The sequence below is a fragment of the Pseudomonas sp. DG56-2 genome (assembly GCF_004803755.1).
Taxonomy (GTDB): Bacteria; Pseudomonadota; Gammaproteobacteria; order Pseudomonadales; family Pseudomonadaceae; genus Aquipseudomonas; species Aquipseudomonas auratipiscis.
Genome location: NZ_CP032311.1, coordinates 5363308 through 5377279, shown reverse-complemented (window position 1 = coordinate 5377279; position 13972 = coordinate 5363308). Strand labels below are relative to the sequence as shown.

At 59.0% G+C, this 13972-nt stretch carries 13 protein-coding genes and 1 riboswitch; of the genes, 7 read left to right on the top strand and 6 right to left on the bottom strand.

Features of this window, described 5'->3' with window-relative positions; all coding sequences use genetic code 11:
• Positions 1–99 precede the first annotated feature (99 nt).
• The 3 genes from D3Z90_RS24665 to D3Z90_RS24655 all read left to right on the top strand — a co-directional run bounded on the left by D3Z90_RS24665 (position 100) and on the right by D3Z90_RS24655 (position 3305).
• Positions 100–1905, top strand: coding sequence for a flavin monoamine oxidase family protein (locus D3Z90_RS24665; protein WP_136478487.1), 1806 nt, complete (start codon positions 100–102; stop codon positions 1903–1905).
• Between the two features lie 236 nt (positions 1906–2141).
• The gene (locus D3Z90_RS24660; RefSeq protein ID WP_136478486.1) at positions 2142–2693 is read left to right on the top strand and encodes a cytochrome b; all 552 of its coding nucleotides are present in this window, start codon (positions 2142–2144) and stop codon (positions 2691–2693) included.
• Between the two features lie 33 nt (positions 2694–2726).
• Entirely contained in the window at positions 2727–3305 is a 579-nt protein-coding gene (locus D3Z90_RS24655; RefSeq protein ID WP_136478485.1) for a YceI family protein, read from the top strand.
• A gap of 64 nt (positions 3306–3369) precedes the next feature.
• On the opposite strand, the gene D3Z90_RS24650 is transcribed toward D3Z90_RS24655, so the two are convergent.
• The 4 genes from D3Z90_RS24650 to ahcY form a co-directional block, all read right to left on the bottom strand.
• Positions 3370–5247, bottom strand: coding sequence for a DEAD/DEAH box helicase (locus D3Z90_RS24650; RefSeq protein ID WP_136478484.1), 1878 nt, complete (start codon positions 5245–5247; stop codon positions 3370–3372).
• Between the two features lie 224 nt (positions 5248–5471).
• Entirely contained in the window at positions 5472–6257 is a 786-nt protein-coding gene (locus D3Z90_RS24645; protein WP_136478483.1) for an ABC transporter substrate-binding protein, read from the bottom strand.
• Positions 6258–6342: 85 nt separating this feature from the next.
• Positions 6343–7188, bottom strand: coding sequence for a methylenetetrahydrofolate reductase [NAD(P)H] (gene metF, locus D3Z90_RS24640; RefSeq protein WP_136478482.1), 846 nt, complete (start codon positions 7186–7188; stop codon positions 6343–6345).
• A 103-nt stretch (positions 7189–7291) separates the two neighbouring features.
• Positions 7292–8701 (bottom strand): adenosylhomocysteinase, encoded by a 1410-nt coding sequence (ahcY, locus tag D3Z90_RS24635; RefSeq protein WP_136478481.1) that lies wholly within the window; start codon positions 8699–8701, stop codon positions 7292–7294.
• A 21-nt stretch (positions 8702–8722) separates the two neighbouring features.
• A riboswitch (S-adenosyl-L-homocysteine riboswitch) is annotated at positions 8723–8827 on the bottom strand.
• A 182-nt stretch (positions 8828–9009) separates the two neighbouring features.
• Between ahcY and D3Z90_RS24630 the strand changes: the two genes are divergently transcribed.
• On the top strand, positions 9010–9411 hold the full coding sequence (locus tag D3Z90_RS24630) for an acyl-CoA thioesterase (RefSeq protein WP_136478480.1): 402 nt from the start codon (positions 9010–9012) through the stop codon (positions 9409–9411).
• Positions 9412–9477: 66 nt separating this feature from the next.
• Here D3Z90_RS24630 and D3Z90_RS24625 read toward each other — a convergent pair whose 3' ends face one another.
• Complete coding sequence (locus D3Z90_RS24625) at positions 9478–10713, bottom strand: sodium:proton antiporter (protein ID WP_136478479.1); 1236 nt, start codon at positions 10711–10713, stop codon at positions 9478–9480.
• A gap of 222 nt (positions 10714–10935) precedes the next feature.
• Here D3Z90_RS24625 and D3Z90_RS24620 point away from each other — a divergent pair, with 222 nt between their 5' ends.
• Positions 10936–11769: an EamA family transporter gene (locus D3Z90_RS24620; RefSeq protein WP_136478478.1), complete on the top strand. Its 834-nt coding sequence runs from the start codon at positions 10936–10938 to the stop codon at positions 11767–11769.
• Between the two features lie 25 nt (positions 11770–11794).
• The gene (locus D3Z90_RS24615) at positions 11795–12181 is read left to right on the top strand and encodes an MAPEG family protein (RefSeq protein ID WP_136478477.1); all 387 of its coding nucleotides are present in this window, start codon (positions 11795–11797) and stop codon (positions 12179–12181) included.
• On the opposite strand, the gene D3Z90_RS24610 is transcribed toward D3Z90_RS24615, so the two are convergent.
• A complete protein-coding gene (locus D3Z90_RS24610) occupies positions 12178–13329 on the bottom strand; it encodes a murein transglycosylase A (protein ID WP_136478476.1) in 1152 nt (383 codons plus the stop codon). The genes D3Z90_RS24615 and D3Z90_RS24610 overlap by 4 nt on opposite strands.
• 130 nt (positions 13330–13459) lie before the next feature.
• Here D3Z90_RS24610 and D3Z90_RS24605 point away from each other — a divergent pair, with 130 nt between their 5' ends.
• A complete protein-coding gene (locus tag D3Z90_RS24605; RefSeq protein WP_136478475.1) occupies positions 13460–13909 on the top strand; it encodes a cytochrome c in 450 nt (149 codons plus the stop codon).
• The last annotated feature ends 63 nt before the right edge of the window (positions 13910–13972 follow it).

Here is a 13972-nt window from a genome sequence, read left to right as displayed (position 1 = left end):
TGGGCGTTGCTGGCGAGGTCGCTTGGCGTGGCGTATCCTTCGACTACTCTTTCCTGGGGGATCCCCCCAATTATCTGTTTCGATCCGGAGTTCGCCAAAATGTCTGCTGGTTGGCTGCGCGCCTGTGCGCTGGTAATGATAGGACTGTTCAGTGGCGCTGCGCTGGCCAAGGACAAAACCCCGACAGCCATCGTCGTCGGCGGTGGTCTGGCAGGCCTTACGGCGGCTTACGAGTTGCAGGCCAAAGGCTGGCAGGTAACCTTGCTTGAAGCCAAGTCGGGCATGGGTGGGCGTTCGGGCCTGGCCACCAGCGAGTGGATTGGCAACAGCAAGGCCCAACCAACCCTCAATCAGTACCTCGATACCTTCAAGATCAACACCCTTCCGGCCCCGGAGTTTGTTCGCGTCCCGGGCTACCTGATCGATGGTGAATACTATAGCGCGACCGACCTGGCTACCAAACAGCCGGTCACTGCCGAGGCACTCAAGCGTTATGAGAAAACCCTCGACGATCTGGCGCGTTCGATCGACGACCCGCAGAACCCGGCAGCCAACAGCACCCTGTTCGCCCTCGATCAGCTGAACGTGTCCTCCTGGCTGGACAAGCTGCAGTTGCCAACCACCGCGCGCCAACTGATCAACCAGCAGATCCGTACCCGTTATGACGAGCCGTCGCGTCTGTCGCTGCTTTACTTTGCCCAGCAAACCCGCGTCTATCGCGGTGTCAGCGACCGCGACCTGCGAGCCGCACGCTTGCCAGGTGGCAGCCCGGTGTTGGCCCAGGCATTCGTCAAACAACTGAAAACCATCAAGACCAGCTCGCCGGTCAGCGCCATTACCCAGGACAAGAACGGTGTCACGGTCAAGGTCGGCAGCGTTGGCTACCAGGCCGATTATGTCGTGCTGGCCGTTCCACTGCGCGCCCTGGCAAAAATCCAGATGATTCCCGGCCTGGACAACAAGCACGTAGCGGCGCTCAAAGGCACCAACTATGGCTGGCGCGACCAGTTGCTGCTCAAGTTCAAGAATCCGGTCTGGGAGAGCCGCGCACGGATGTCTGGCGAAATCTTCAGTAACGCCGGCCTTGGCATGCTGTGGATCGAGCCTGCACTCAAGGGTGGGGCTAACGTGGTGATTAACCTGTCGGGTGATAACGCCCGTCTGTTGCAGGCCTTCGGCGACAAGCAGATGGTCGATCAAGTGCTGATCCGTCTGCATGCGTTTTATCCACAGGCTCGTGGTGCCTTTACCGGCTACGAAGTACGCCGTTACAGCACCGACGCCAACATGGGTGGCGCTTACCTGGCCTATGGCCCAGGGCAGATCAGCAAGTTCTGGCGTCTGTGGGAGCGTCCGGTGCAACGTGTTGCCTTTGCGGGCGAACACACCGATGCGCTTTATCCGGGCACCCTGGAAGGCGCACTGCGCAGCGGTCAACGTGCCGCCAGCCAAGTACAGGACCTGGCAGCGGGCAAGTCGTTCGATCCGGTCAATGCCGCTCCAGTAGCTGCCGCTGCCACTGCAGTGGCAGCAAGCAAGGGCAACTTCTTCTCGAACCTGTTCGGTGGCTCGTCCGATAAGCCTGCCAAAGCGCCAGAGGCGGTGAAAAAGGAAGAAAGCAAACCTGGCTTCTTCTCGCGGATGTTTGGCAGTGACGAAAAGCCGGTCGAAAAACCAGCGCTCAAGCCTGCTGAAGCGGCGGCTGCTCCAGCACCGGTAGCAGCACCTGTGGTGGCACCGGTTGCCAAGGAAGAGCCGGCTAAGCCAGCACCGGTCAAGGCGGCCCCAGCCAAGGCACCCGTCAAGCATGCTCCGGCGAAAAAACCGGTGGCGAAGTCCGAGCAGGCGAAAAAAGCTGCAGCGGTTAAAAAACCAGCAGCCAACGTTCAAGCCAAGGCGCAGTGACACCTGAAGCCTTGAAAAACTGCAGGAGCGGGCCTGCACGGCGATGAGCCTGGCTCTGCCAATCGCCGGTCAAGCCCGCTCCTGCAGTTGCACTTTCCCACCTAGTTAATGTTTCCTTAATAGCGCTGTTACACACTAACAATCGTTTTTCTCGATATTTCAGAGCGAAATTTTCCGCTTTAATTCGATATTTAACTCGTTAGTCTTAGGCACAGTTCTTACAGGGAAACACGGCAATGCAACTGCGCAATTCATCTTCTCGTTATGGTCTGGTCAGCATCGTCATGCATTGGGGCGTGGCTTTGGCCGTTTTCGGACTGTTCGGGCTTGGCCTGTGGATGATGGGCCTGGACTACTACAGCCCTTGGCGTAAGTCGGCTCCAGACCTGCACAAAAGTATTGGCCTGGTGCTGCTGGCTGTCATGCTGGGGCGTGTGGCCTGGCGCTTCATGAGCCCGCCACCACCAGCGCTCCCCAACCACGGCAAACTGACGCGTGCAGCCTCCAAAGCCGGGCACAGCCTGCTTTACTTCGGGCTGTTCGCGGTAATGACGGCCGGCTACCTAATTTCTACCGCCGATGGCGTTGGCATTCCGGTCTTCGGCTTTTTCGAGGTACCTGCACTGATCAGCAACTTGCCTGATCAGGCGGATGTCGCGGGTGAAATCCATTTTTACCTGGCCTGGGGCCTGGTGATCTTTGCCGGTCTGCATGGCCTGGCAGCCCTGAAGCACCATTTTATCGACCGTGACGCGACCCTTAAGCGAATGCTGGGCCGCAAAGCTTGATGTTCTACCTCAACTCCAAAGGGATATAGAAGCATGTTGAAAAAGACTTTTGCCGCTCTGGCGCTCGGTACTGCACTGCTCTCGGCCGGTCAAGCCATGGCTGCAGACTACAAGATCGACAAGGAAGGCCAGCACGCCTTCGTTGATTGGAAAATCAGCCACCTGGGTTATAGCTTCATTCACGGTACCTTCAAGGACTTCGATGGTACTTTCAGCTGGGACTCGGCAAAGCCTGAAGCGAGCAAAATCGCTGTCGATCTGAAAACCGCCAGCCTGTGGTCCAACCACGCTGAGCGAGACAAGCACATCGCCAGCGCTGACTTCCTCGACGTCAAGAAGTACCCAGAAGCCAAGTTTGTCTCCACCAGCGTCAAATCGACCGGCGAGAAAACGGCTGACGTAACGGGCGACCTGACGATGCACGGCGTTACCAAGCCGGTAACCTTCAAAGCGACCTTCAACGGCGAAGGCAAGGATCCATGGGGCGGTGAGCGTGCTGGTTTCAATGCCACCACCACCCTGAACCTGAATGACTTCGGTATCAAAGGCCCGGGCGCTACTTCCCAGACCTTGGACCTGGACATCTCGGTTGAAGGCGTGAAGCAGAAGTAAATTCTGCTGCACCAACAAAAACGCCGCCCTCAGAGGCGGCGTTTTTGTTTCTGCAATTCCCGAATCAGCGATTGCGGGTCAGCAGTGCAGGCTTCTCGCCGCGCGGACGGCTTGGCAACTGCTCAAGCTGTTCAGCCGTCGGGAAACGGTCGATTTTCGACTCTTTGTGCATGATTTTCGGTTGTGGCTGGCCTTCACGTGGATTGCGTACGGCTGGCTCGCCCGACTGGTTGCCGCTGTCCGAGCGGCGATTGCGGGCACCGCCATCGCGGCGTTGCTGACCGCCGCCACCATTGCGCGAACCTCCGCGTTTTTCGCCATTGGCTGCACCACCAGCGCTATTGCGTGGGCCGTTGTTGCGGCCTTGGCCGCCACCGCTACGCTGCTGGCCGTTTGCGCCGGCACCGTTTTGCGCGGGCGCGCCAGGGCGACGGTTACGACCTTGATTGCCTTTGTTCTGATAAGGGCTGACGTAGTCGGCGCGGTTACCAAAATTATCGATGTCGTCATCCAGGAACTCTTCTGGATCACGATTGCCTGACGCCGGCACTGCACTTGCTTGGGTGGACTGTGGCTGGCGTGGCTTCTTGTTATCGCGTGGTTTACGTTCCTGGCGGCCACCAGCAGACTTCTCTGCGGTTTTTTCCTTGTCCTTCTCGCGACCTTTTTCCTTGCCCTGATCTTTGCCTTTGTCCTTGCGCCCGCCGTTGCTGCCATCAGCACGCTGACCACGGCCACCGCGTGGATTGTTCTGTGGGCGCTCGCGGGTTTCAGGTTTCTCGGCTTCTACCTTGGAGACATCGAAGCCCATCAGGTCGCCATCCGGGATTTTCTGGCGGGTAACACGCTCAATGCTTTTGAGCAGTTTTTCTTCGTCCGGGGCAACAAGCGAAATGGCTTCACCGGAACGGCCAGCACGACCGGTACGGCCAATACGGTGTACGTAGTCTTCTTCGACGTTGGGCAGCTCGAAGTTGACCACGTGAGGCAACTGGTCGATATCCAGGCCGCGGGCGGCGATATCAGTGGCAACCATGATGCGCACAGTGCCGGCCTTGAAGTCGGCCAAGGCCTTGGTGCGCGCGTTCTGGCTTTTATTGCCATGGATCGCGGCGGCGGTCAGGCCGTGCTTTTCCAGGTATTCGGCGAGGCGGTTGGCGCCGTGCTTGGTGCGGGTGAAGACCAGTACCTGTTCCCACGCACCGGTGGTGATCAAGTGGGCCAGCAGGGCACGCTTGTGGCTGGCCGGCAGGCGATAGACGCGCTGCTCGATACGCTCGACCGTGGTGTTTGGTGGCGTAACCTCGATGCGCTCGGGGTTATGCAGCAATTTGTCGGCGAGGTCGGTGATGTCCTTGGAGAAGGTTGCCGAGAACAACAGGTTCTGGCGCTTGGCTGGCAGCCGGGCGAGAACCTTCTTCACATCGTGGATGAAGCCCATGTCGAGCATGCGGTCGGCTTCGTCCAGCACCAGTGTCTCGACGTGAGACAGGTCAACGCTGCCTTGGCCAGCCAGATCGAGCAGTCGGCCCGGGCAAGCTACCAGTACATCAACGCCCCGTGCCATGGCCTGAACCTGCGGGTTCATGCCAACGCCACCAAAGATGCAGGCACTGACGAATTTAAGATCGCGGGCATAGACCTTGAAGCTGTCATGCACCTGGGCTGCGAGTTCACGGGTAGGGGTCAGCACCAGAACCCGCGGCTGGCGAGGGCCATGACGCTGGGACTTGTCTGGGTGACCACCTGGGAACAGGCGCTCGAGGATTGGCAGTGCGAAGCCGCCGGTTTTACCAGTACCTGTCTGGGCGGCGACCATCAGGTCGCGACCTTGCAACACGGCGGGAATGGCCCGCTGTTGCACCGGAGTGGGCTGGGTATAGCCAGCAGCCTCGATGGCGCTGACTAGAGCCTCGGAGAGACCGAGGGAAGCAAAGGACATGAGTAATCCTGTTCTTAGTGGGGGCTAAGCCCGATGGGATAATCTTGCCTGGCGCGGTAGGCATCGGCTGATGCACTCGCGTCCGGTCCAGCAGGGTCTTCAATGCACATCCGGATTGCGGCGGGCGGGCTCTTGGCCGCGCAGTCCTGCCGATCGGGATGCCTTTTGCAAGGCCGAGCGTCCGGGCGTAAGCCTGGCGGGAAGGCCAGAGTATAACAGAGCAATCAAGGCGTGCTGCGTTCCTGCTGCTCAACGGTGGCTGGAAAATTTTCTGGAATGCCAGCATAGCGGGCATTCAGCGCCGTAAAGGCGGGTTCTTGCTTGAAATTTCGTAGTTCGATGGCAAAGCGTTGCATGAGTTCCTGCATACCGGCGTTGCGGCGTATGGCCAGGTACTGGCTTTGGGTGCTGACCACCAGCGGCAGTTCGCTGATTTCTCGTTCGAGCCCCAGGTCCTTTCGTAGGTGGCGGCCTACGCGGCGGTCGGTTATCAGCAAATCAATGCGTCCTCGCTGCAGTTTGCCGAAATTCGCTTCATGGGTTGGCGCAGGTTCACGGGTGAACAGCGGCGACTCACTGAAGGCCGAGGCGTACACGTAGCCAGGGGAGGTACCGACAGTCAGGCCGCGCAGATCCTGCAGGCGGTTGATCGAATGGGGGCGGGCATTGGCATAGAAAAGGACAAACTCTACGTTCGATAGCGGTTCATTGGGATAGAACAGCTGGGTGCCGCGTTGCTCAGTCTGGAAGATATCCAGGATGCCATCCGCCAGGCCTTGATCGATCATCGCCAGGCAGCGCTTCCAGGGTAGGAACTGCCATTCCACTTCAACGCCAAGGCGCTTGAAGACTTCGACGGTGACATCGTAATCGATACCTTTTGCCTGACCGTTCTCAAGGTACACATAGGGTGCCCAGGGTTCGGTGACGATGCGAAGCTTCTCGCCATGGGCAAACGCGCTCAGGCAAGTAAGCAGCAGGGCGGTCAATAGGCGGGTGAAATCGGGCATATCTGGAGAGTACGACGTGCGCACGCCCATGGCTAGTAGACGTGCGCAATACGCGTGCCGGGTATCCAGCGGTGGAGCGGATCGATCAACGAGGCAACTTGAGGTTGTTCCAGATCGCCAGGCTTGGATCGGCCTGGTTCAGGGTGTAGAAGTGCAGCCCGGGTGCACCACCTTGCAGCAGTTGTTCGCACATGTGGGTAATGACTTCTTCACCGAACGACTGGATGCTCTTGACGTCATCGCCATAGGCTTCCAGTTGCTTGCGGATCCAGCGAGGAATCTCGGCGCCGCAAGCGTCGGAGAAACGTGCCAGCTTGCTGTAGTTGGTGATCGGCATGATCCCCGGCACTACAGGAATGTTCACCCCAAGCTTCTGCACGCGTTCGACGAAGTTGAAGTAGCAGTCGGCGTTGAAGAAGTATTGGGTGATGGCGCTGTCGGCACCGGCGTTGGCCTTGCGTACGAAATTGGCCAGGTCATCCTCGAAATTGCGCGCTTGAGGATGCATTTCCGGGTAAGCGGCGATTTCGATATGGAAGTGATCGGCGCTTTCCTGGCGAATGAATTCGACCAGTTCGTTGGCGTAGCGCAGTTCCCCACTGGCCATGCCCATGCCCGAAGGCAGGTCACCGCGCAGGGCAACGATACGCTTGATACCGGCGGCCTTGTACTGGGCCAGCAGGCTGCGCAGGTCTTCCTTGCTGTCACCGACGCAGGACAGGTGCGGCGCGGCAGGGACCTTAACTTCGCTTTCCAACTGCAGCACAGTGTTCAGCGTGCGGTCGCGGGTAGAGCCACCGGCACCGTAGGTGCAGGAGAAGAAATCCGGGTTGTAGCTGGCCAGCTGATGAGCAGTGGCGAGCAGTTTTTCATGTCCAGCATCGGTCTTGGTCGGGAAGAACTCGAAGCTGTAACGACGTTCCTGAGACATACAAGATTCCTTGGGCGGCTAGCTACAAGCGGCAAGCGACAGGGTAAAAGCAGGGCAGCGCGAGCCGCGCCTGCTTACCCCTTGAAGCTTGCCGCCATCGGCTTTAGTAGCGATAGGCGTTTGGCTTGAACGGACCTTCGACAGTCACGCCGATGTATTCGGCTTGCTGAGGGGTCAGTTGGGTCACTACGCCGCCGAAGCCGCGGACCATTTCCAGGGCCACTTCTTCATCCAGCTTCTTCGGCAGTACTTCAACCGTGAGGCGCTCGGCTTTCTGAGCTGGCGACAGGTCAGCGTACTTCTGGCCGAACAGGAAGATCTGCGCCAGTACCTGGTTGGCGAACGAGCCATCCATGATGCGGCTTGGGTGGCCGGTGGCGTTACCCAGGTTTACCAGGCGGCCTTCAGCCAGCAGGATCAGGTAGTCATCGTTTTGCGGGTCGAAATCGCCAGCGCCGGTACGGTGGATCTTGTGGACCTGAGGCTTGACCTCTTCCCATGCCCAGTTCTTGCGCATGAAAGCGGTGTCGATCTCGTTGTCGAAGTGGCCGATGTTGCACACCACGGCACGCTTTTTCAGGGCCTTGAGCATGTTTGCATCGCAAACATTGACGTTACCGGTGGTGGTCACGATCAGGTCGATCTTGCCCAGCAGCGCTTTGTCGATGCTTGCTTCAGTACCGTTGTTAATACCGTCGATGAATGGCGAGACCAGCTCGAAACCGTCCATGCAGGCTTGCATGGCGCAGATCGGGTCGACTTCGGTGACCTTGACGATCATGCCTTCCTGACGCAGCGACTGCGCCGAGCCCTTACCCACGTCACCGTAGCCGATTACCAGGGCTTGCTTGCCCGACAGCAGGTGGTCGGTACCGCGCTTGATGGCGTCGTTGAGGCTGTGACGGCAGCCGTACTTGTTGTCGTTCTTGCTCTTGGTGACCGAGTCGTTGACGTTGATGGCCGGGATTTTCAGCTCGCCCTTGGCCAGCATGTCCAGCAGGCGATGTACGCCAGTGGTGGTTTCTTCGGTGACGCCGTGAACGCGCTCGAGCACCGCTGGGTATTTCTTGTGCAGCAGTTCGGTGAGGTCACCACCGTCGTCGAGGATCATGTTGGCGTCCCATGGGGCGCCGTCCTTGAGGATGGTTTGCTCCAGGCACCACTCGTACTCTTCTTCGGTCTCGCCTTTCCAGGCGAACACAGGAATGCCGGCAGCGGCGATAGAGGCAGCGGCCTGGTCCTGGGTGGAGAAAATGTTGCAGGACGACCAGCGTACTTCGGCACCCAGGGCAACCAGGGTTTCGATCAGCACGGCAGTCTGAATGGTCATGTGGATGCAGCCGAGGATCTTGGCACCTTTGAGCGGTTGCTCTTCAAGGTACTTGCGGCGCAGGCCCATCAGTGCAGGCATTTCCGATTCGGCGATGATGGTTTCGCGACGGCCCCAGGCAGCCAGGGAGATGTCAGCGACTTTGAAATCGGTAAAACCGGCAGGCGTAATTACAGCGCTCATGAAGAGCCTCCATTCGTAATGTGCGAATGGGCGCCGTTGTGCGTTTAGTGCCTGCAGGCAAGCCTGGCCAGACAACGCCCTATCCGAGCCTGACAGGTTGAACCTGCTGCAGCGCCCCTCGGACAGGTGGCGGGAACGGTATCAAGTGCAGATGACCGTTTTGAAGCGTCGGCGATTATAGCTGCGTCGTGGCATCTGCCCAAGGTTTTCTGTCGATTAATCGAGACCATAGTCGATGTTAAATGGAGGATCACGGAAGGCTCTGCCATCATTAGCGGCATCGATTGGCAAGACGGTCAGGAGTAGATATGAATTTTCACACCCGCAAATGGGTCAAGCCCGAAGACCTCAACCCTAACGGCACCTTGTTCGGCGGCAGCTTGCTGCGCTGGATCGATGAGGAAGCGGCGATCTACGCGATCGTGCAATTGGGCAACCAGCGTGTGGTGACCAAGTACATTTCGGAAATCAACTTCGTCAGCGCTTCGCGCCAGGGCGACATCATTGAGCTGGGTATCACGGCAACCGAGTTTGGCCGTACCTCAATCACCCTCAAGTGCGAAGTGCGTAACAAGATCACCCGCAAGAGCATCCTGACGGTGGACAAGATGGTCTTCGTCAACCTTGGTGAAGATGGACTCCCGGCAGCTCATGGACGGACCGAGATCAAGTACGTCCAGGATCAGTTCCCGGACACCGCTGTGGAGTAACACAGCATCGCCGCGCAAGCCCGCGCCCATTGATACCCAGGGCGTGGGCTTGCCGCGTAACGGCCGTCAAGGCTGCTCGGTAACCCCGCGCACCACGCGACCAATCGTCAAGCCCTGTAGCAGGATCGACGACAGCACCACGATGTAGGTGATGCTCAGCAGCAAGTCACGTTCGGTGCCTGGCGGCAGCGACAGGGCCAGGGCTACCGATACACCACCGCGCAAACCACCCCAGGTCAGGACCCGGACGGTGCCGCGTGGCACGCTGCGCCAGCGCCGCAGCAAGACTATCGCAGGTGCCACTGTCAGCAAGCGCGACAGAAGGATGGCCACGGCCAGAACCCCGGCCGCTGCCAGGTGCATCCACGAGAACGGTAGCAGCAACAGTTCCAGGCCAATCAAGGCGAACAACAGGGCATTGAGCATGTCGTCGATCAGTTCCCAGAAACCGTCCAGGTAGCGTCGGGTCATGTCGTTCATCGCCAGGTTGCGGCCCAGGTTGCCGATGATCAAACCCGCCACCACCATCGCGATCGGAGCTGAAACATGCAGCTCATAGGCCATCGCCGAACCGCCGATGACCAACGCCAGGGTGAGCATGACTTCAACCTGGTACTGCTCGATGCTTTTGATCATGCGGTAGGTGATATAGCCGACCAGGCCACCAAACAGTGCCCCGCCGATTGCTTCGCGAGCAAAGAGGATCGCGGTGTCGGTTACCGTCGGCGTCTCACCCAGTTGCGCGATTCCCAGCAGCACGGTGAACACCACGACTGCGGTACCGTCGTTGAACAGCGACTCGCCAACGATGGTGGTTTTCAGCGGTTTGGACGCGTTAGCGGTACGCAGGGCACCGAGCACGGCAATCGGGTCGGTAGGCGAAATCAGCGCGCCGAACAGCAAGCAGTAGAGCAGGCTCACGTGCCAGCCGAACAGGGCGAAGATCCAATGGGCCAGGTAACCGATAACCACGGTCGCGATCAGTACCCCAACGGTCGCCAGCAGGCCAATTGGCCAGCGATAGCTGCGCAGGTCGGCGAGGTTTACGTGCAGGGCTCCGGCAAACAGCAGAAACGACAACATCCAGTGCATCAGCAAATCGTTGAAGTCGATCTGGCTCATCAGGCCCTGTACGCGATCTTCCAGTCCCGGGTAGCCAATGACGCTCAAGCCTTGCAGCAATAGGGAGAAGAACAGTGCAGTGACCATGACGCCGATGGTCGGTGGCAGGCCAATGAAGCGGTAGTTGAGGTAAGTAAGCAGGGTGGTCAAACAGATAAACGCAGCGACAAGCTCAAGCATTCCGGGTCCTGTAGTGGCTTTGATTCGGTACCCGATCCCATCGGGCATCCTTTTGATGGTTTTTCGATGGTTTGGGGACACAGTTTTTTGCTTGCATGCGTTGACCACGATCGACGCATTTCGTTTCTCCAGTACGCAATAATGCGCGACGTGGGGCTGAGCTAAGTGCTTATATAGCGGCTGGCCATTGATGACCCGACCTGCACTGCCAAGGACTTTCGCGTGTTAGCCACTTCTCTGGTTCTGGTTGCCGCACTGCTGCATGCAACCTGGAACACCTTGATCAAATTCAGCGGCGAGCGCTTGCTGGTCATCGCCAGCATGGATGCCGTGGCATTGGTGTTTGCACTGGTGATGGTCGCTTTCGTGCAGTACCCGCCTGCCGAAGTCTGGCCATGGCTGCTGGCTTCTGCCCTGTTCGAGCAGTTCTATCGTTTCTTGTTGATTCAGGCGTATCGGGCGGGGGACCTGGGGCTGGTCTATCCGCTGATGCGTGGCCTATCACCGTTGGTGGTATTGGCGCTGACACTGACGTTCGCTGGCGAAACGTTAAGCAATCAGCAGATCATTGGCATCATGCTGATTCCGTGTGGCATGGCTTGCCTGCTGTGGCAGGGCGGTGGCGGTGAGCGCTTGCCCTGGTCGATGTTGCCTGTGGTGGCGTTGATCGGCTTGTGCATTGGCTGCTACACCTGGTTCGACGGCCAGGCGATCCGCCTCTGGTCGCAGCCGTTGGACTATCTTGTCTGGTTGACACTGCTCAGTGCCTGGCCCTTTCCGTTGTTGGCCAGCGTCGCTCGGCGCGCGCCTTTCATTCTGTTCTGGCGCTTGCAGTGGCGGTTGGGCCTGGCGGTGGGGTTGTGCGTGCTGTTGAGCTACGCCCTGGTGCTCTGGGCAATGCAGTTGGGTTCGGTGGCCGAGGCGGCGGCATTGCGTGAGGTCAGCGTAATACTGGTGGTGCTGTTTGGAATGCGCTATCTCAAAGAACCTTTCGGCGGCCCCAGGCTCTTAGCTTGTGCTTTGGTATTGATCGGCATGCTGATCATGAAATTCTGACCGTCCAATCGACAAGGACTTTGCCATGACCGTAGCTCTTTGGTGTGTACTGATTGCGTTGTTCCTGCCGATTCTGTGTACCAGCATCGCCAAATTCAGCAGTGGGCGATTCAATCTGCGCCAGAACCACGACCCGCGTGCTTTTCTCGACAAGCTCGAAGGCTTGCCGCGGCGCGCCCATGCCGCGCAGTTGAACAGCTTTGAGGCGTTCCCTGCCTTTGCTGCAGCGGTCATCATTGCCGACATTGTCGGCAATGCTGAGCAGGTCACCCAGGATGTGCTGGCTGTGCTGTATATCACCAGTCGCCTGCTTTACATCATCTGCTACCTGGCTGACTGGGCCGCAGTTCGCTCGTTGGTCTGGTTCGTTGGCGTGGGACTGATCGTGTCGTTCTTCGTGGTGTCCGCCTAGAGAGCCTTTGGCACCTCTGGCAAGGGTGTGCCTTTGGGCCAAAGCAGCCAGATCTGTCCCTGCTGCTTCATGTTGCCAGCAAGCTCGCCTGCTTCGGCGCCTGTGCCCCAGAACAGGTCGGCGCGTACTTCGCCGGTGATCGCGCCACCGGTATCCTGGGCGGCAACCGGTCGAACCACTGGGGCACCGTCGGGGCGGGTGGTCGATAGCCACAGCAAGCTGCCCAAAGGAATGACCTTGCGGTCAATCGCCACGCTGTAACCTGCAGTCAGCGGCACGTTCAGCGAGCCTCGCGGACCTTCATTGCTGTCTGGGCGGCCACTGAAGAATACGTAGCTGGGGTTGCTCGCCAGCAGTTCCGGCACACGCGTCGGGTTAGCCTGTGCCCAGGCGTGAATGCTGCCCATGGTCACGTCTTCTTTTTTCAGCTGACCCTGCTCGACCAGCCAGCGGCCCACCGGACGATAGGGGTGGCCGTTCTGGTCGGCGTAACCGACCCGCAACTGTCGACCGCTGTCGAGCTGGATCCGCCCGGAGCCCTGGATCTGCAGGAACTGCAAGTCCATGGGGTCGGTCAGCCAGGCCAGGACCGGCGCAGGCACACCTTGTTGATTGATAGCTTCGGCAGTGTCATAGGGCTTGAGTGTCCGGCCATCCAGGCGGCCACGCAGGCGCTTGCCCTTGAGTTCCGGGTAGACGCTGTCCAGCGCCACCACGATCATGTCGTCCGGCACGCCGTAAACGGGCACGTGTGCGCTGTCGGTCCGAGTCAGGCTGCCGGGGTAGACCGGCTCGTAGTAACCGGTGATCAGGCCGTTGGCACTGTTTTCACCTGAGCGCATGCTGTAGACATCCAACTGCGATTGGAGAAAGCTGCGGACCTGGCTGCTGTCGCTCGGTACGTTTGCTGCGGCACTACAGGTGTTGGCCCAGATGGCGTCGCGCTTGAGGCGCTCGCAGGCACTGCGCCAGGCTTCGAAGCCCGCCAGCAGATCGCTGTCGCTTACTTGTGGCAGGTCTTTCCAAGTGCCGCTGACGTAAGTGGCAAGCGCGTGCGGTTTGGGTTTCTCCGGACCGCCGCCGTTGCAACCGGCGAGCAGCGCCAGTGCCGAGAACGCCAATCCCAGATGGCGCAGGGAAAATTTCATAAACAGGGTTTCCTTGGCGGTTTGCCTGGGGTTCAGCTGCCTGGGCAAACCGTAGATTTAATAAGGGTATTGGTCTTTGGCGACGAGGCGAGGATACTGGCCGCCTTTTTTCCCGTGAGCCGACGTTACCATGATGCTCAAGCGACTCTCTGTTGTATTGCTGGCCTGCCTGACTCTGACCGCCTGCGGCGGTGTTGATCCCAACTCGCCATTGGGCCAGCGCAAGACCATTTTCAAACAGATGCTCAAGACCAGTGAAGACCTGGGCGGCATGTTGCGAGGACGACTGGCCTTTGACGGGCAGAAGTTCGCCGATGGTGCGGTCAAGCTTGATAACTTGTCCCGTGAACCGTGGAAGCATTTTCCGCAGGTTCGCGAAGACGATGAAACCAGCGCTCGAGCAGAGGTCTGGGAAAAACAGGCGCGTTTCCAGGACTTGGCCCGTCAGTTGGAAACAGCTACCGGTGAACTGGTTGCCGTCACCCGAACCCAGCCACTGAAGGCTGCCGACCTGGCGGCGCCGACCGACAAGGTTGAGGCAGCGTGCAAAGCCTGTCACACCGAATTTCGTAACCATTGAATACGGCCAGCGCGGGGCGAGTCCACTCTCAGAGACAGTTCAGCTAGCCCTGTGGCAGTGGGC